General features: G+C 54.7%; 17 protein-coding genes and 3 pseudogenes. 9 read left to right on the top strand and 11 right to left on the bottom strand.

The window, feature by feature from the left end; genetic code table 11:
* Positions 1-23 precede the first annotated feature (23 nt).
* Positions 24-1,001 (bottom strand): tyrosine-type recombinase/integrase, encoded by a 978-nt coding sequence (locus J5274_RS24340; RefSeq protein WP_219275835.1) that lies wholly within the window; start codon positions 999-1,001, stop codon positions 24-26.
* An 11-nt stretch (positions 1,002-1,012) separates the two neighbouring features.
* Positions 1,013-2,221 (bottom strand): tyrosine-type recombinase/integrase, encoded by a 1,209-nt coding sequence (locus tag J5274_RS24335; RefSeq protein WP_219275834.1) that lies wholly within the window; start codon positions 2,219-2,221, stop codon positions 1,013-1,015.
* 160 nt (positions 2,222-2,381) lie between these two features.
* Here J5274_RS24335 and J5274_RS24330 point away from each other — a divergent pair.
* From J5274_RS24330 to J5274_RS24315, 4 genes and pseudogenes are all read left to right on the top strand, one after another.
* Positions 2,382-2,545 (top strand): annotated as a pseudogene (locus J5274_RS24330) (ATP-binding protein); the annotation flags it as partial.
* A 177-nt stretch (positions 2,546-2,722) separates the two neighbouring features.
* Positions 2,723-3,033: pseudogene (locus tag J5274_RS29085) on the top strand (transposase); the annotation flags it as partial.
* A gap of 524 nt (positions 3,034-3,557) precedes the next feature.
* Positions 3,558-3,869, top strand: a complete 312-nt coding sequence (tnpB, locus tag J5274_RS24320) for an IS66 family insertion sequence element accessory protein TnpB (protein WP_307877650.1) — start codon at positions 3,558-3,560, stop codon at positions 3,867-3,869.
* A gap of 45 nt (positions 3,870-3,914) precedes the next feature.
* Positions 3,915-5,598, top strand: a protein-coding gene (locus tag J5274_RS24315) for an IS66 family transposase (protein WP_219275832.1) whose coding sequence is annotated in 2 segments (ribosomal slippage) — positions 3,915-5,266 and positions 5,265-5,598 — 1,686 coding nt in all. Because the reading frame shifts where the segments join, the coding sequence is not laid out codon by codon here.
* 300 nt (positions 5,599-5,898) lie between these two features.
* Here the strand turns inward: J5274_RS24315 and J5274_RS24310 are convergent.
* Complete coding sequence (locus J5274_RS24310; RefSeq protein WP_219275831.1) at positions 5,899-6,519, bottom strand: outer membrane protein; 621 nt, start codon at positions 6,517-6,519, stop codon at positions 5,899-5,901.
* A gap of 97 nt (positions 6,520-6,616) precedes the next feature.
* Between J5274_RS24310 and J5274_RS29455 the strand changes: the two genes are divergently transcribed.
* Both J5274_RS29455 and J5274_RS24300 read left to right on the top strand, forming a co-directional pair.
* The gene (locus tag J5274_RS29455; RefSeq protein ID WP_219275830.1) at positions 6,617-6,907 is read left to right on the top strand and encodes a hypothetical protein; all 291 of its coding nucleotides are present in this window, start codon (positions 6,617-6,619) and stop codon (positions 6,905-6,907) included.
* A 508-nt stretch (positions 6,908-7,415) separates the two neighbouring features.
* Positions 7,416-7,748, top strand: a complete 333-nt coding sequence (locus tag J5274_RS24300; RefSeq protein ID WP_219276020.1) for a transposase — start codon at positions 7,416-7,418, stop codon at positions 7,746-7,748.
* A gap of 320 nt (positions 7,749-8,068) precedes the next feature.
* Here the strand turns inward: J5274_RS24300 and J5274_RS24295 are convergent, their stop codons facing one another.
* From J5274_RS24295 to J5274_RS29450, 5 genes are all read right to left on the bottom strand, one after another.
* Entirely contained in the window at positions 8,069-8,350 is a 282-nt protein-coding gene (locus J5274_RS24295) for a hypothetical protein (RefSeq protein WP_219275829.1), read from the bottom strand.
* A 281-nt stretch (positions 8,351-8,631) separates the two neighbouring features.
* A complete protein-coding gene (locus J5274_RS24290; RefSeq protein ID WP_219275828.1) occupies positions 8,632-9,078 on the bottom strand; it encodes a hypothetical protein in 447 nt (148 codons plus the stop codon).
* A 96-nt stretch (positions 9,079-9,174) separates the two neighbouring features.
* Positions 9,175-9,861, bottom strand: a complete 687-nt coding sequence (locus J5274_RS24285; RefSeq protein ID WP_219275827.1) for a hypothetical protein — start codon at positions 9,859-9,861, stop codon at positions 9,175-9,177.
* 164 nt (positions 9,862-10,025) lie between these two features.
* On the bottom strand, positions 10,026-10,397 hold the full coding sequence (locus tag J5274_RS24280; protein ID WP_219275826.1) for a hypothetical protein: 372 nt from the start codon (positions 10,395-10,397) through the stop codon (positions 10,026-10,028).
* 323 nt (positions 10,398-10,720) lie between these two features.
* Entirely contained in the window at positions 10,721-10,855 is a 135-nt protein-coding gene (locus J5274_RS29450; RefSeq protein ID WP_374113771.1) for a transposase, read from the bottom strand.
* A gap of 196 nt (positions 10,856-11,051) precedes the next feature.
* Here J5274_RS29450 and J5274_RS24270 point away from each other — a divergent pair, with 196 nt between their 5' ends.
* On the top strand, positions 11,052-11,492 hold the full coding sequence (locus J5274_RS24270; RefSeq protein WP_219275825.1) for a MucR family transcriptional regulator: 441 nt from the start codon (positions 11,052-11,054) through the stop codon (positions 11,490-11,492).
* A gap of 185 nt (positions 11,493-11,677) precedes the next feature.
* Here the strand turns inward: J5274_RS24270 and J5274_RS24265 are convergent, their stop codons facing one another.
* Positions 11,678-12,316, bottom strand: coding sequence for a hydrolase (locus J5274_RS24265; protein ID WP_142832398.1), 639 nt, complete (start codon positions 12,314-12,316; stop codon positions 11,678-11,680).
* A gap of 473 nt (positions 12,317-12,789) precedes the next feature.
* Here J5274_RS24265 and J5274_RS24260 point away from each other — a divergent pair, with 473 nt between their 5' ends.
* The gene (locus J5274_RS24260; RefSeq protein ID WP_219275824.1) at positions 12,790-13,710 is read left to right on the top strand and encodes a LysR substrate-binding domain-containing protein; all 921 of its coding nucleotides are present in this window, start codon (positions 12,790-12,792) and stop codon (positions 13,708-13,710) included.
* A 183-nt stretch (positions 13,711-13,893) separates the two neighbouring features.
* A pseudogene (locus J5274_RS24255) lies at positions 13,894-14,423 on the top strand (IS5 family transposase); the annotation flags it as partial.
* Positions 14,424-14,891: 468 nt separating this feature from the next.
* Here J5274_RS24255 and J5274_RS24250 read toward each other — a convergent pair.
* Together J5274_RS24250 and J5274_RS24245 are read right to left on the bottom strand one after the other, a co-directional pair.
* Positions 14,892-15,131, bottom strand: a complete 240-nt coding sequence (locus J5274_RS24250) for a hypothetical protein (protein ID WP_219275823.1) — start codon at positions 15,129-15,131, stop codon at positions 14,892-14,894.
* Positions 15,132-15,429: 298 nt separating this feature from the next.
* The gene (locus J5274_RS24245; protein WP_219275822.1) at positions 15,430-16,335 is read right to left on the bottom strand and encodes a LysR family transcriptional regulator; all 906 of its coding nucleotides are present in this window, start codon (positions 16,333-16,335) and stop codon (positions 15,430-15,432) included.
* Positions 16,336-16,561: the final 226 nt, after the last annotated feature.

The raw sequence follows: 16,561 nt of genomic DNA, 5'->3' as shown, positions 1-16,561 counted from the left end.
CAATGCCGTGGATTGATGTTTCCTCATGCCACAACCTCACTGACAAGACCGCCGAAAGCCTCTTCAAAGCGGTCACTGGCGATCGCTCTCAGCTTCGGAAGGAAGTGCAGATAACATGCCGTCGACGCGATGCTAACGTGACCCATGTAGAGAGCCAGCTTCGGCAAATTCGATTGCACATCGGCGCCGTCCAGATACCAACGGATGAGCGCCCCGACTGCAAAGCTGTGACGCAGATCGTGAATGCGGGGCCGTCGGCCCTCGCTATCCTCAACATTTGCGGCCTTGAACAGGGCATGGTTTCCGCCACTGATCCCAGTGCCAGTATAGGAACGAAGACCGCCTTCCGTGTTGATAAGAAGTGGCGTGTCGGGATCCCGGCTGAACGGCGGGGCGAGACGTTTTCGAAGGTAGCTACACAATTCGGTATGTGCGTCGGGCGACAGCGGCAATATTCTTGATTTGTGGAACTTGGACTCCCGAACCCGTAACACTCCACTTTCAGGCTCACAGTCTGCCAGCGTAAGGCGCAACAGTTCGCCGCGACGCATCCCGGTCGTGTACAGCAGAATGACGGCCATCCTATAAACCGCAGGCCGCAGCGGCGATCCAGAAGCGACGGGCATATTGTTAGCGGCGGTCAGCATTCTGGCTATTTGCCCGGGCTCCACAATAACGGGACGCCGGTACGGCCGGGGCCGCGCGAAGTACAAGGGATCGGGGACAAAGCAGCCCGGCTCCTTGCGCCGCCGATAAAGGCAGAACATGCGGACAACGCGTTGGCGATAACGCAAGGTATTGCTTGCCAGATGAGGGAATGCGGCACACCATCGATCAAAGCTTGCACGGTCAAGATCCTGTCCCGGGGTGCGGCTGATAAATTCACGCAAGGTCACTAGAACCCTTTCCTCCGGGTAATAGCGGCGGCCAAGAGCACGCTGATGGGCAAGCCATGCCACAATCGGCTGATCGAGGGGTGTCGGAGAGATGGTTGTGAACATTGCCATTCTCCTCAATGAGCAGCAGTGCCAGGTACTGGCAGAGCCACCGTACGCAGCATGTCCGTCTCGATGCGAAGATAAACACAAGTGCTCTCAAGGCTGTGGTGCCCGAGCAGGTCACCGATCGTTTTTACCCCGACGCCTCGGCCTAGCAATCGCATGGCAAACGAATGTCGCAATGCATATGATGAGACACCATCGAGCGGTAGGCCGCTTTGCCGTGCCCGTTTAGTGAAGATGTCGCATATCCCCCAGCTCGTCAGGGCTCCCACAGGACTACGCGCTTTCGGGAACAGGACGTCCGTCACCGTACCGCAGGGACGCCCTTCGGCAAGATATCTGTCGAGGATTTCAAGGGTCTGGTCAGCCAAAGGAAGAACCAGAGTGGAACGAGTCTTGCGCTGTTCTACGCGCAGAGTACGTCCCTTCCAATTGACCGCGTCTAGCGTCAGCGCTGCAATCTCAGAAGGCCGCAGACCGTAATAGGCCATGAGGTGGAGGATCGCATGGTCACGTCGGCCGAGATAATCAGTCCCGGCGACCGAGGCCAGCAATTTTTCGATCACCTCCCAACCAAGGGCACGAGGCGGCAATTCTCCACGATAGGTTCTGGGCGTATCGATGCGCTCAAGCCCTCGCGCAGTCTCACCACGATCGCCGCAAAAGCGCAAAAAAGCGCGCAGATGGGCGACTTTATGCTGGAGCGTTTGGCGCAGCACTCTGCGGCTCAAGGTATGGATGAAGTTTTCGACGTGCTCTGATGTCAGTGCGGAAAGGTCCTGTGCTGGTCCAGCCGACAAGGACAGAAAAACCTCGATCGTTGCCAGATGCTGGCCACTCGTCGCTGGTGCTAACCCCCTTACGTCTCGAAGATATTCTCGATATCGTAGCAGCAAGTGCTCCAGAGGCCCTTTCGGCTTTGTTTCTTCAAGCCGTCTTTCTGCCTCTAGGAAGCGGCGATATGCCCGCTCAGTGGAAGCGTCGCGCAGAGCGCCAGGAACGAGGGCTAACGCTTCTTCCAATTCGGCTTCGCGTATAAACTGGCCACACTCAAGGGCCGCTGTGGCCTCGAGGATGCGCTTCAATCGGCGGACATGACGGCGTGCCGCAGCACCAGGGAGATACCCTACTGCGAGCAACCACCGGGCAAACAATTCAAGCTCCGCGCCGAAGCGCGAATATTGGTAATGGCAAGACTTCGGGAATAAAACCTTTAGCATGGCGCTCTCCTGTTGGGTTTGGGGAGCGGTCAATCTAGGCGGACGATGATTCAGTTATGTGGAGTGGTATCGTTGGAATGGTGCGCAGTTGCGGGCTCATGCGGTATCAACTCCACATCTCTGCGCAGTGAACGTTAATCAAGTAATGTTGTGCTACACATTACTTGATGAACTGGGATACCTGCCGTTCGAGGCCAATGCCGCACATCTATTCTTCCAGCTCGTGTCGCGGCGCTATGAAAAGGGCTCGATCCTCATCACCTCCAACCGCAGCGTAGGCGAATGGGGATTGTCTTTGGAGACCCGGTGGTCGCCACGGCAATACGAGCGGCCTGAACCACTCAGGCCCTCAAGCCAACATATTAAGAGATCGGACCTGCTAATGTTTGCCCCGATGCCCATTACGACATCTACTCAGACCCCGGATCCTTCGGGCCGCATGACGTTCATCGTATGTTCGACCTCAGCGACGATTTGGGCCGCTCGTGCTCCGGCCCCTGTCTGCGCGAAATCGCCCGCCATGTCGATGAGGATGCCCACACCATTCTCATCATGCATCAGGCAGGCTGGCACATGTCCAACAATCTCGTCGTGTCTGAAAACATCACCATCCTATCACTCCCGCCGAAATCGCAGGAGCTAAACCCGGTCGAAAACCTCTGGGACTTCATGCGCGAAAATGGTTCTTGAACCGTGTCTTTAAATCTTACGACGACATCGTCGATCACTGCTGTGATACTTGGCGAAAGCTCGAAATCCAACCTTGGCGGATCATGTCAATCGGACGGAGAGAATGGGCGAATGGGTTTTGATCGGTGATAATCCGTAAAAGCCGTTCGTCGACCCCTTCGACCCGATTATTTTTAATTGAAAATTCGGCGCTCTGTCGCATTATCTCCGCTAACTTGGCAGCGGCGCGATCAATAGTGATGTTAGCTTAGCCCCTCGCCAGCACGGGCATAGACGTCGATTTGAGGTCATATCGCCCCGCAACATAGTCGGCAATCGTATAGCACGAAACTAATCGAGCAAGAATCTTTTTTCATGGCAGGGATAGCTACCATGCTTTGTCAATGCCTAAGATGTTCGTCTTAACTGCGTACAGCGTGATCCACAGCCACGAAATAAATATAGTTGCTGCTAACGCGAATTGTATCGTCGTCATTTGTGATGCCCTATTTTCTCAGGAATTCGTGGCGAATTCCTCGCCGCGTTTTTCCATTCTCTTGATAGCAGACTCCGATGTTACGCGAGGTCTCGTTATGTTCTAAAATGTTGCAACCAGAGCTTTTTGGAAAGCTCTGGTTCGGAACGATGGCCCTGCTAATGTCGAACCTTGTCTGGCTTTCGACGGGATATACGGACACGTGCTGCGGCTTTCCCTCTTTGGCACTTCAAGTACAAGCAAGACCCTTTGTCAGGACATCTGTTCGGCTCTCGCGGCCGCCGATCTGATATCTTGAAGATCATCTGCCATGATGGCCTGGGGGCATGCCTTTTTACCCGTCGACTGGAAAAAGGTCGGTTCATCTGGCCGAATACGGAGGGCGGTGCAGTCGCAATCTCACCGGCGCAATTGTCCTATTTGTTGTCCGGGATCGACTGGCGAAATCCGCAGGAAACGTATTGTCCAACGCGAGTTGGATAGTGTTATCCCATTGACAATGTTTATGGAATCTACCCGAATAGCTTCATGAATTCGAAGCCCATCGATCTTCCTTCGGACCTTGCTAGCGCCTATCTGGCGCTGCTTTCCGAGCGTGAGATGCTGCAGGCTGAACGCGATACCGTTGTCGCTGAGTGCAACATTGCGGTGGCACACGCCGCCAATGAGCAAGCCATGCTGTCGGATAGTGAGGCACTGATCGTCCGCCCGGAACTGGCGATCGAGAAGCTGAGGCGCGAACTGCGCGGCCAGCGATCTCAGCGCACGGCGCGCCTGATCGACCAGATGGAATTGCAGCTCGAAGAGCTGGTGATGGCGGCGACAGAGGATGAGGTTGCAGCGCAAGTGGCTGCCGCCAAGGCTTCGAGCGTGCGATCGTTCACGCGCAAACGGCCGGTGCGAAAGCATTGGCCGGAGAATGTCGAGCGCGAGCGCCGGGTCATCGATCCCCCGACCACCTGCGCATGTTGCGGCGGGAAGCGTTTGTCGAAGCTGGGCGAGGACGTCAACGAGACGCTGGAGGAGATCCCGCGTCGGTTTATCGTGGTTGAGACGGTGCGGGAGAAGTTTACCTGCCGTGACTGCGAGGCGATCAGCCAGCCGCCAGCGCCGTTCCATGTCACGCCGCGCGGCTTTATCGGCCCTCATCTGCTGGCGACAATCCTCTTCGACAAGTTCGGCATGCATAGCCCTCTCAACCGCCAGAGCAATCGGTTCAAATCCGAGGGCATCGAGCTTTCGACCTCGACGCTAGCCGATCAGGTTGGATTTGGGGCGGTGGCCCTTATGCCGGTCTTTCATCTGATCGAGGCTCATGTCTTTGCGGCTAAGCGCCTTCACGGCAACGACACGACCATTCCCATCCAGGCCAAAGACAAATGCACGACCGGGCGCATATGGACCTACGTATGTGATGATCGGCCCTTCGGGGGCAAGGCAGCGCCAGCTGCAATAGACTACGCTTCGAGTGACCGGCGCGGCGAACATCCGCAACAGCATCTGGCCAGCTATAGCGGCATTCTGCAGAGTGATTGCTACAATGGCTTCGAGCCACTCAGTATTGCCGAAACGAAGGCGGTGCCCATCACCTTTGCCTTTTGCCATGCGCATGCACGACGCAAATTCTTTGAGCTGGCCGATATCCAGAAGAGTGCCCGTGACCGAAATAGAAAGGGCAAGCCCATCTCGCCGATCGCCCTGGAGGTAGTCCAACGGTACGACGCGCTGTTCGAGATCGAGCGCCAGATCAACGGACTGAGCGCTGAAGAACGAATGGCTGTCCGGCAAGAGAGGAGCAAGCCGCTCTTCGATGACATGCACGAGTGCCTGAAACGGGAGCGTGTGACGCTCAGTAAATCCTCCGAGGTGATTGGACCCCGACTATATGCTGGAGCGCTGGGATGGTTTTGCTCGTTTCCTTGGCGATGGCAGGATTTGTCTCACAAACAATGCAGCCGAGCGCGCGCTGAGAGGCATTGCACTTGGTCGCCGCAAGTGGACCTTCGCCGGCTCCCAGCGTGGGGCCGATCGTGCCGCCGTCATGCTCACCTTCATCACAACATGCCGCCTCAACGACATCGATTTAAAGGTCTGGCTCGCCGACGTACTGGAACGCATCGCCGACCACCCTGCCTCTCGTCTGCACGAGATGTTGCCGTGGGAATGGAAAAGGCTCCGTGAGGCCGAAAAGGCGCAGGACCGCATCGCCTGACCTAGCAGCCTCACTATACTCCAGGCCGTGCACCTACGCGCGAGGTGATTCCGCGGCCTTCCGCGTACGGATACCCCCTATCTCTCTCGCGTCGCCGGTGGAAGGAGAAATAGGGGTATCCCAATGTTCATGCCGACACCCGCAGTTAAGTCGCTTGGCGGCTTTTTCTCCGCGAGATTGACAATAACCCGATGGCGGCTTGAGTTCAGCCGCCTGGCAATATGAACAGGAGTCGTAGGTTTGGCCGCTTCTCATCGCCTTGCTGGTGTACGAGCTCATGAATGCTCAGTCCCGATCGGATTAGAACTTGTAGCTCGCGCCGATGAGGACTTTATTTTGCGTAGCGCTGAAGTCACCGATGCTGGACCCAAAATCTTTCTTGCCAAAATCAGAGTATCGGTACTCGCCACGAACGAGAATGTTATCTGTTAAAGCGTGTTCGAGGCCACCGCCTGCCGTCCACCCGATAAGAATATCGTCCTTCTTTCCAGCCGCTGGCACCTCAACCTTGCCACTGGCTGCGGCGATGCCCGCGGTGGCGAAGACCAAGGTACGATCGAAAGCAAAGCCAACGCGGCCCCGTCCGGATGCGTCCCACTCCAAATCTGTTCCCTTGTTCTTTTCAAAATTGTAGTTGAAATCGTTTTCGATACCGTAGACGATGTTGCCGGATTGAAAGTTGTATCCGGCATGTACGCCTGCCGAACCGCTGTCTAGTTTTTGCGCCTCACCGAACAATTTGGCGTCATTCCAGTTGTAGCCGCCCTGCCCACCGATGTAAAATCCGGACCAGTCGTAGTCAGAACTTACCGTTGCTTCGGGCTGAGGGGCGGCCTGCTCCACCATATCAGCCGCGCAAACCGGCGCCGCGATGGCCGACCCAGCTACTAGGGTAGCTATCATTACAAATTTGAAATGCATAAAATACCTCGTTTTTCTTCAAGTGGAACCGCTTGAGATGTGATCGGCGGCCTCAATCGCTACTATGCCGCAACGCGATATTGCGGAGTGTTTTTTCATGTTGAGATATGTTGCGCTTATCGTATGTGCCGTCTTCATCCCATTGAAACAGGATATTTTGAAATGGGCGATGGCCAGGCAGATCGAAGAGCTCCTATGCGACCTTAACAGCGACCTAGCTTATTCGACGCGGGAGGAATGTCTGGAGTTGCTTAAACAGATTGCCGAAACGACGGTCCGCATCGATGCCCGTACAGCGAAAATCAAAGCTCAGTCGACTGACAATGACACGGCGCGGCGGATGCAGACGATGCCAGGAATTGGACCAATGAACAGCCCTGGCCGTTGAAGCATTTGCGCCTCCTATGAACTGTTTCTAGCGCGGTCGCGACCTCGCAGTCTGGCTCGAGCTCGGCCACGGCAATTTTCGACAGGCAGAAAGGAGCGGCTCGGCCGCCTGTCGACTGATGATTATTGGTGCGATGTCGCGTCTGAAATGGATGGGCCGGAAGTTCATTCCGCAACGCTCGTGGCTAGAACGCATGGCGGCGCAAAAGCCGAAAATGCTCGTGGCGATCGCATTCGCGAACAAGATGGCGCGAGTGATATGGGCGATGTTGACGAAGACTGAGGATTATCGACATTCAACGCACGCATTCGTTGATGCACGACTTGCAGCACAGACTATCCAAGGCCGGATAAAGGGGGCGTGAGAAGGCGACGATCCGAATGGGCGAACTGATCGGGGTGAAGGAAGCCAGTAGATCGCTTTGAGCTTTGAGCTTTGGAGCTCGAATGCAAGATCCGGACCTGATCCGCAGATCACCATAACGGACAGCGGCTTCTGAACATGCCGCATTCGCAGGCCTCACAGAAGACCGCACTCGATCATATGCGCATCCGATCAAAAACTTTGCATTCCGGGTGTCAACCAAAGAAGTGATCTGACGGACAGGGGCTGGTCGCTGATTGCTCCGTTTATTCCCACGCCCTGCCGGTTCAGTCGACCGCGCAAGACGGAATTGCGCGAGGTTTTAAATGCATTGCTTTTATATCGCGTCGAGCTGATGCCAATGCCGTATGCTACCAATGGATTTCCACCCTACTCAGCCGTACACAGTTATTTCTACGATTGGTGCGCGACTGGCTTGTGGCGGCGGATCAAGCATCATCTCGTTATGGGGACGTGAGAGCTGTAGGGACAGGGAAGCCTCGCCGATCGACAGTCGAAGCGTCAAAACGACCGAAAGCGGCGGGATTGTATTGGCAAAGTCCTTTCGTCTTTAAAAGCAACGTTGTATTTTAAATGCAACCTTGCATATGGAGTCAGAAATGTGTTTCTCCTTTCTCCCCTCCCTGCCCAACAGCGACTCTCGCGACTAGACGCCTCATACCTTCATCCCACAACAGGCGCGTGGCCACTTTCCGATTAATCGGCTCGGAAGCTGGGGGAGAACAAGCATAGTCCCTTTCACCGAAAGATGCGGCAAGAGTGGGCAGTGCCGCTGTTCTAGTCATAGCGGCAGAATAGCGACGATGGTGCGCTTCGGCAAAAGCGGTGATGGTCACTGGCCTGTCGATTGTCCGCATCTTGCCGACGAGTAATCTCGTCGCGGCGCGCTTCCTGACGCTGCCAGGCCTCACGAGCACGATCGCGGCTCGCCGGTGTGCCGTTGAAATCTCGGTAATAAATTGAGGGTCGTCCATAGCCGTCTTCGTCGCTGACGCAACCAGTCAGCAGTGGCGTTGTAAGCAGCAAGGTTAAGAATAGGCCATTGTGATAATTTGACATATGCTTCTCTTTTAGGGATATGTTGTTTGGGAAATGTGGTAGTAGCTTTGCATCGCATCGAGGTGAATGCACAGCGTGTGGTCGCGTGACCGAGCAGGCCAGCATTCCGCGCGCGAGCGTCCTGCTATGGGAACGCGTGCCGCTCTGAAGCAGCCGAAAAGCCTATTTGGGAAAGCCATTATGCAAGGCTTCTCCTACATTGAGCCACCTTAATCCACGGATACCAAACGGCCCTGATAGATGTGATGGAGATCGTGGCCGACGTTCGAAAGGCTCCCCTTTCACTTGAGAGCTGGGGGATGCGCGCGACCAAAAATAATCAACTTCAGTGCCTTCAGCAGCCGTCCGAGCGAATGGCCCGAGACATTCTTGTGTGTCACGTCGCAGACGGCACCGTGGCGTTGTCCGTCAGCGTCGACCAATAGACTTATTCGGTTCAAGAAACCGGCTTGGTCGAACGTCGATCTCTGATTGGACAAGACGAAATAAACATTGGCATCCATTACCCTTATCGAGCCGATCGCGAGGACGAGGGCTATAGACGTGTCCGAAGTGACCACAGCTGCGCATTGGCCCGACCGAATAGCGTCGAAAAGCTCTGGTACAGACCATACTTCCGCAACGTGGAATCCATTCGTTACTAGCGTCGAAACCACAACCCCTGACCTGCTTTCTGGCAAGAACACGATAACCGGGCGGCGCCGCTTTAATTTGAAGGCTTTCGCCATGCGATACTCCTAACTGCATGTTCTGAAGAAGGCCGTTTGCTCTTGCGGCGTGTTCGAGTGCATGCGCTGTGTTGGGCGGCGCCGATCAACGCCAATTCAATTCAAACCGGCCATCTTTCCCAGAGCATCTCGACCCACTCTGAGGGCCGTAAGAGGCGCGACAGCGGTTTGAACCAGAACGAAACGAGCACCATCAAAGACCGCAGATGGCATGGGTTGTTTTTCCTCGGTCTGAGTGTTTATCGTGACGGCGACCGGGTTCTTCTTTGAAGACGAGGAGCTCGAGATCAATGGATGCTGGGCCTCGCACCGCGGCTTGCATTGATCGAAGCGAGCCACGCCTGCCGTTAACTCTGCTTTTGAACCGGTCGCGCCGCCTGCCTCGGCCGCGCGTTTTACTGCCGGAACGGGACGCCGAGTTGGGATAGCAACGACGGGAAGAGATGGAAGTTCGGACTTGATTTCTCCAGACGAGGCGGGCGCCACATCGACGGCCCCCTGTAGTTTCGTTGAACCGACCGTGGCAACGGTTGTCGTTGCTGGCACCGCTAGCTTTTCGTCATTTAAGGTAACAGCAGGAGTGGCGATCGGCTGGGCATAGAAAAACGCGCAGAGCAGGCATGCAAATGTCCCGGCCGCCAGAACCCGGCGGCGATTTGACCGCGGCCTGAAATTAATAACGTCAATCTCGTGACGGTGCTGCCACAACCTACGGGCGCGGATGACTTCACAAGTTGGGACGTTGGAGGCCAACAGCAAGTCGCCATTAAGATGATTAGGCATGTTATTTCCTTTCTCGAAGGGAGGTGGGACTTCTGATAGAATGTGAAGAGTCGCGGCATCCAAACTGTGCTGCTTTGCGGCACAAACGTTGCCTCTGGCTTCACGCTGAATGGTTTTCAGATGACCGCAGATCAAATCATGAACCCCAGAGTTGATCGCCGACCTCAACGCCGATCATGCACTACACCCATGATGTCGCCGCTGCGCGACACGCTCACGAGCAGATCATCGCCACCGCGCGAAGCTTGTACAAGATACCGCATCCCTACATCTTCGACGTTTCTGACACTATAGCCGCGAGCCTCAAGCAATCGAATGACATCCTGGGGCCCGAAACTCGTCCGGCGTTCTTGCCATCGATTTCTCGTGTCGTGCTCGTGGTTCCAGGTCCTAAGGAACCTGTACTCGGTTTCGCCATCATCCGAGTTGGGATCGGCATAAGGATCGTTGTTGATGACCACCTGTGAGAGGGCGGGAGCGACCCCGGCAACTGTGATGAATGCGGCCATACTAAGCGCAGAGATTATGCTTTTCATTGACGTCCTCCTTTGGTCTGGTGATGCTTTAAGCATCTGAGCGTCACTCGGATCGTACTTCGTGCCGTCCGAGCTTGAAGCTGCCAAACACGCACAATGTTCAAATTCGGTAAGTGTCGCGATGGGGTCGAAACCTTCAATGCACGACGTCATCTTTATGCGCCCCTTCGCTATTGCGGTGTGTCCTTTGATATTGAGAAATGTTGCAGGCTCGATCAAAACCTTCGAAGGGTGTGAAGTTTTCGGTATTCTTTTTGCATCTCTGCAAATCATGCGGCAAAGGCGATAGCGTCGCGCCGAGCGTTGCGTGCTCGACCGATGCGCTAGTCTCTATCGACATTGCTACTTTGGTGCGGCATGGGCGCGAGGCCGACATAACTTGCCAACTGTTTTGTGTTTCGAGGTGCAGTTGGCCAGTGCCACTTAGCAAGCAGATAACCAACCACATCAACCGGCATTTTTGTGATCTTGATGCTCTAACGTTCAAGCTATCTATAATTGGCGGCAACCGGTGGAAACACTAAATCGCTTGCGTCGCGCAATGTGATGTTATAACATTATGGTGGTTAAGTGATGCGCTCTAAGATTTGTCGGCTATAGGCCGTGGTGCCCTAGCGAGTTGGATGCTTCGTACAACCATTAACAAGGACTAAAATGACTACCCAAGTTGATGAGATCTCGATTACTTTGACCGCAGAGCTCACCGCCGACATCGTTTCAGCCTATGTTGGGAACCACGTTGTTCCCGTCGGCGAGCTTTCAAAGCTAATACAGGATATTCATTTCGCGCTCCGTCGCGCCAGCGGTGAGCTGCCAAAGCAAGTTACTCCAATCAAGCTGGTACTGCCAGTCACGATCAAAAAGTCAATTCAAAACAACTTTCTAATCTGCCTTGAAGATGGGCAGAAATTCAAATCGTTGAAGCGCCATCTGATGACGCACTACAAAATGAGCCCCGATCAATACAGACAAAAATGGGGGTTACCGGCCGACTATCCCATGGTCGCCCCTGCTTACTCTGAAGCAAGATCTCGCCTCGCTAAAGAGATGGGATTTGGCCACCGCCTGACAAAACGAGGTAATTTTTCAAATTAGATGACCCCTGCCGCTTTTATAGAAATAACATTGACGAGGACATTAGATGGAACATGATAAAAACGATCCTCTGGAACGGTGGTTTCTAAAGGAGCCAACAGATCTCTGCGTAGTTCACTCGTTGCTTGCCTACCTTGAAACTGTGCGGTGACAGCGATTCTGTCGCCGCATAATCCATTTCATCGTCATTCAGAATGATCAGCTGCTGTCTCTGGGTTGAAGCCGTCGGAGTTAGCGAAGACGTCCATGAAGCCCGGTACCGTTGCCTCGCGCGACCAGTCACGTTGGAGTTCGCAATACATCTGGACGCGGCTGATTAGCTTAGCGCCAGCCTGTTCGACACGACGCAGTGCCGCCTCGTGCGCGGCGAGCGAGGTGCCGCCGACCGCATCGACCGGCACATAAACTTCATAGCCTTCCTGTAGAGCGTCGAGTGCAGGGAACGCCAGGCAAGCTTCTGTCCAAAGCGCCGTCATTATAAGCTTCTTGCGGCCGATCGCCTTTACGGCTTGCTTGAACTCCGTGTCTTCCCAACTGTTGATCGAAGTGCGGTCGTAGGTCGGCAGGTGGCCAAGAACGTCTTGCAATTGCTGAATTGGCGGCTTGTTGCGTCCCGACACGACGTTAACGGTCGAGTGGATAATTGGTAGGTTGTAATTCACAGCGGCTTTGGCAGTGCTCACAATGTTGAAAACCAATTCGTCGCGTGACATTGAGCGGATCGACGAGACTTGAATCGGCTGGTAGTCGATAATGATAAATGCCGCATTCTCCGGGGTGAGGAGATGATCAGTCTTGGCATTGCGTATTGCTTCACTAGTCATGAAACATTTCCTTTATTAGACATTTCGCTGAAGTCGGGCCAGGGCCCTTTATCGAGTGGAGGGGTAAGCTAACGCTTTTTCACAGAGAAAAGGTAGCCGGCGCATAGTCCAAGTAGGTCTCAATAATACAATTCCTGTTGCAGTGAGGCCGGTTGTTAAATCTTGGGCGGTTCGGATTGAACGACCACTTGACAGGTTCAATATCTTAATTCCTCCATCCTGAACTTGCGGTCAAAAGAGCCCTGTCTTAACCTTGCTTGGCTTTTGTCCGTCTCGAACGGTTGCTCCGTCGGCACCACAATCGCGGTCGAATGGCCTGCTGGCAGATCGGCGTCGGACTTCATAGGCAGTCTTTGTATAAGCGCGCCGCTATCTGTTCTTCGCTGACAAAAATCGTTCCGGAAATTTCATACCAGTGCAACGATAGCGTTGAAAGCTTGCCCAACGCGACGCAGCGTCCTATAGAGGGGACGATGAAAAACTTAAACGATCTGTACTACTTCGCGGTTGTCGTCGACCACGGTGGGTTCTCGCCAGCAGGGCGCGCGCTCGGAATTCAAAAATCTCGATTGAGCCGCCGCGTGCTTCTCCTAGAGCAACGCTTGGGCGTCCGTCTCATCAACCGTTCATCCCGCCACTTCTCTGTAACCGAGGTGGGGCGCGCTTTCCATGAGCGATGCACTGCGATGCTGATTGAAGCGGAAGAAGCCGAACAGATTGTGGCAGCGGTTAAATCAGAACCGTGCGGTGTAGTGCGCATGAGTTGCCCCTCAGGACTACTTTCATTGCAGTTCAGCGAAATAATTGCGCGTTTCATGATGCAAAACCCTAACATCCAAGTGCAGTTGGACGGGACAAACCGTCGCGTTGATGTGATTTCAGAGGGGTTCGACCTGTCTATCCGCGTTCGTTTTCCCCCACTTGAGCCGACCGGTCTTGTTATGAAAAAGCTTGACGAGAGTTTACAGTGTCTTGTTGCGGCGCCTAACCTATTGAGTTGTCAAATCAAATCGCCCGTCGATTTAAAGAGACTATCCAGCCTTGATTTGGGACGACCACAAAGAGAGTACGCTTGGAAACTGCACCACGCCAACGGTGAAGTTGCAATTATTCCCCATTCACCAAGATTGGTGACAGATGACATGTCGACCCTTCGTGATGCGGCTCTTTCGGGTGCTGGTGCCGTACAACTTCCGACCGTCTTCATTTGCGATGATATAAAAGCAGGGCGCCTAATACATCTTTTGCCTGATTGGAGGCCGGAGGCAGGTATAGTTCACGCTATCTTCCCCTCGCGGCGCGGGCTCCTTCCATCGGTTCGGACGCTTGTCGATTTCCTTGCTCATGAATGTGCAGTCCGTCGAACGCACGCCAATAAGATAGTACCCCCTTAACGGTTCCAAGCCGTGGGAAGCTGCCGAGATCAAAACGCCAGAATTCTTCCCAGGTGTCCTCGACCGCGACATTGCCGCCGAACGCCTTCGCGACCTTCCCCGTCATCCGTCTAGTCTAGGCAGTGTTCCCATAAACGGGGTTCATCTTATTGACGATGTGTGGTTCAATTTCCTTGAAAGGAGATTGCCATGCGCCGTTGCGAATTGAGCGACGAAGAATGGGCTATCATTGCACCTCTTTTGCCGAACAATAGCCGTGGAATTGAAAATGTCGATGACCGCCGGGTGATCAACGGCATCCTCTGGCGTTTCAGGACTGGTTCGTCTTGGCGAGATGTGCCGGAGCGTTATGGCCCGCGCACGACGCTTTACAATCGGTTCTCCCGATGGCGCAAGGCGGGCGTCTGGGATCGTCTTCTGGACGCCGTTTCAAAGCGTTACGATGGAGACATCGTGATGATCGACAGTTCTTGTGTTCGCGTTCACCAGCATGGTGCCAACGCTAAAAAGGGGGATCTGCCGATCCTTGCATGGGACGTTCGCGCGGCGGCCTGACGACAAAGATCCACGCTCTTGTCGATGCAGATGGCAGACCGGTTCGGCTTTAACTCACCGCTGGCCAAGCTGCCGATCCACCGATGGCTGAAAAGCTGTTGAGCGACCTGCGGCACGGCGCGACGATCCTCGCCGACAAAGCACATGACACCGACGCATAGGTGTTTTAGTCCCTCGCCGAGACCTGCGGTCGCTTCAGCCATGGTCTCATCCTTTACCCGATCAGCTTCGGCATTTCGACAGCGCTCGTCGTCCGTCATACTGCGTTGGGTGAAAGCCTCTTGTTCAAGACGCGATTTGGCAATTGCGTTTGTCCGAAATACCTCGACGGCCGTCGCCATTTCACCGATCTCGTCGGCACGACCGGAATATGGAATCGGCGACGCGGCATCGCCATAGCAGATGTGATTTGTTCGATTGGCCGGGCCAGGCCGGCAAACGCAAAAATGCCGTTACTACCATTCATCTTCGTTGTTTGAGCGAATGAGCCAAGTTATCGATCTTATATAAATGGGCATTGATCGTGCCCGATGGCCCCGATCGCGTAATCCGATTGACATGATCTTCCTTGGTTGATGGATGAGCTTGTTACAAGCCTTGCAGCAGTGATCGACGATATCGTCATACTATGTGAAAACCGGTTGGCAGCCAGTTGTAGCGCCTGAATTGCCATACGTTTCTAATGGGTTGAGTTCAGGGGAACGCGGCTGCGGGAAGAGCAAGGTGATGTTTTTCGCCACGATCAGCTTGGCCAATGAGTGCCAGCCCACCTGATCAAGGATCAGCACCGCGTGCGCATCGGGATCGACCTCGGCACGGATTTCCGAAAGATGTTCGTTATTTTCCTGCATGTCGCACCAGGGCATGACAATGCCTGCTCCCTTGCACTTCTTTGGGCAGATCGTACACCGCGGGGCATCAGTGGATTGAGCATCTGCTTGGACGCTGGAAGGTAGACGCAATTCACGTCCTTACTGCGGCATTCGTGGTGTCAGTCTCCCGGAATCGCTGGCAAAAGAAGATCCGAAGTTAACCGGCCGACTCACGGTAGCTTGGATATTTCCTCCGGATCAAATTTTTAAACTTAACCGCTGTTTTGGAACACTGTCGCCTTCAGTGGTGTTCGTAGAAAACCGGTGTTACGGGAGTGTTTACGACCCAATTTTAGCATTTAGTCCCCGAGCATTGCTTGAGACGGTCGATCATCCAGCGCCCTGCAGGACCGGGCGGCGCGTCGACCCGGTAAACGGCAGACATCGGCAGCTTTAGGCCGCCTGGCGGAATATCCTGGATGGAGAGTTGCACGAGGCGTCCCTCCTCGATGTGCTTCCGCACGGCATGCAGGGGCATGCCACCCCAGCCGAGGCCGCTGATGAGAAATGCGTGCTTGGCAAACAGATCGGCAAGCCGCCAGATTAAAGGCGACATGACACCGCACTCACGGCCTGCTGACAGGTCGGTGCGATCCGCCAGTACTAGCTGGACATGTCGTGCCAGATCTTGCCTGGGGATCAAGCCTTCATACGCGGCGAGCGGATGGGTTGAGGCGGCGACCATGACAAATTCAACGCTGGCGAGACCCTCTCCAACTAACCCTGAGGGCAATGTCGGCAGCGAAACTACCAGCCCGAAACTGGCGCGACCATCGATCAACGGCTGCACAGCCCCGCCGAGGGCCTCGACATAAAGCCGCAGCGGAGTAGCGGGAAACTCCCTCCGGAACTCGTGCGACACATCGGCGATCACCGAAATGGGGAAGAAAACGTCAATGACGGCAGAGAGCTCCGGTTCAAGTCCACCTGCTATGCCTTTCGCCCGCGCTTTCATGCCGTCGACAGCGCTGACGACGGATCGTGCGTCGACCAGCAGCGCGTTGCCTTGCGCCGTCAGCCGCGGGTAACGGCCGGTCCGATCGAACAGCATGACTGCCAACTGGGCCTCCAGGTTGGCGATCGTTTCACTGACCGCCGACTGCGTCCGGCGCAGCCGGCGGCCCGCTGCAGAAAAGCTCCCTTCGTCGGCGGCCGCTACGAATGTCCGCAACTGGTCGAGCGATAGGCCATCGAGCATGCCATCCTCCAATATCGGCTGAACCGATAGGTCTTAGCGAACCATAAAGGCTAACTCCCCCAGTGCAAGTCTGGCACCGATCTATTATCATTGGCAAACATATCGAATTTACCGATGGGTACCATCGAGACGTCATGGCTTTTCAGATGCAGAGCCACGTGAGATGGATCTTTGATGATAAAGACGCTCAGACATTTTTTCACACGCACAGCCAAAGCCGATCAAT

It is taken from the genome of Rhizobium sp. L51/94, from assembly GCF_019355555.1.
Classification (GTDB): Bacteria; Pseudomonadota; Alphaproteobacteria; order Rhizobiales; family Rhizobiaceae; genus Rhizobium; species Rhizobium rhododendri.
Note: the sequence above shows the minus strand (reverse complement) of the source record. Positions and strands in the feature narration are given on the sequence as shown.

Excerpts from the sequence above, each read along its gene's own strand:
- J5274_RS24340 (WP_219275835.1), bottom strand. The coding sequence starts at position 1,001 with ATGTTCACAACCATCTCTCCGACACCCCTCGATCAGCCGATTGTGGCA.
- J5274_RS24310 (WP_219275831.1), bottom strand. The coding sequence starts at position 6,519 with ATGCATTTCAAATTTGTAATGATAGCTACCCTAGTAGCTGGGTCGGCC.
- J5274_RS29455 (WP_219275830.1), top strand. The coding sequence starts at position 6,617 with ATGTTGAGATATGTTGCGCTTATCGTATGTGCCGTCTTCATCCCATTG.
- J5274_RS24295 (WP_219275829.1), bottom strand. The coding sequence starts at position 8,350 with ATGTCAAATTATCACAATGGCCTATTCTTAACCTTGCTGCTTACAACG.
- J5274_RS24270 (WP_219275825.1), top strand. The coding sequence starts at position 11,052 with ATGACTACCCAAGTTGATGAGATCTCGATTACTTTGACCGCAGAGCTC.
- J5274_RS24280 (WP_219275826.1), bottom strand. The coding sequence starts at position 10,397 with ATGAAAAGCATAATCTCTGCGCTTAGTATGGCCGCATTCATCACAGTT.
- J5274_RS24260 (WP_219275824.1), top strand. The coding sequence starts at position 12,790 with ATGAAAAACTTAAACGATCTGTACTACTTCGCGGTTGTCGTCGACCAC.
- J5274_RS24290 (WP_219275828.1), bottom strand. The coding sequence starts at position 9,078 with ATGGCGAAAGCCTTCAAATTAAAGCGGCGCCGCCCGGTTATCGTGTTC.
- J5274_RS29450 (WP_374113771.1), bottom strand. The coding sequence starts at position 10,855 with ATGCCGGTTGATGTGGTTGGTTATCTGCTTGCTAAGTGGCACTGGCCA.
- J5274_RS24265 (WP_142832398.1), bottom strand. The coding sequence starts at position 12,316 with ATGACTAGTGAAGCAATACGCAATGCCAAGACTGATCATCTCCTCACC.
- J5274_RS24245 (WP_219275822.1), bottom strand. The coding sequence starts at position 16,335 with ATGCTCGATGGCCTATCGCTCGACCAGTTGCGGACATTCGTAGCGGCC.
- J5274_RS24335 (WP_219275834.1), bottom strand. The coding sequence starts at position 2,221 with ATGCTAAAGGTTTTATTCCCGAAGTCTTGCCATTACCAATATTCGCGC.
- J5274_RS24250 (WP_219275823.1), bottom strand. The coding sequence starts at position 15,131 with ATGCCCTGGTGCGACATGCAGGAAAATAACGAACATCTTTCGGAAATC.
- J5274_RS24285 (WP_219275827.1), bottom strand. The coding sequence starts at position 9,861 with ATGCCTAATCATCTTAATGGCGACTTGCTGTTGGCCTCCAACGTCCCA.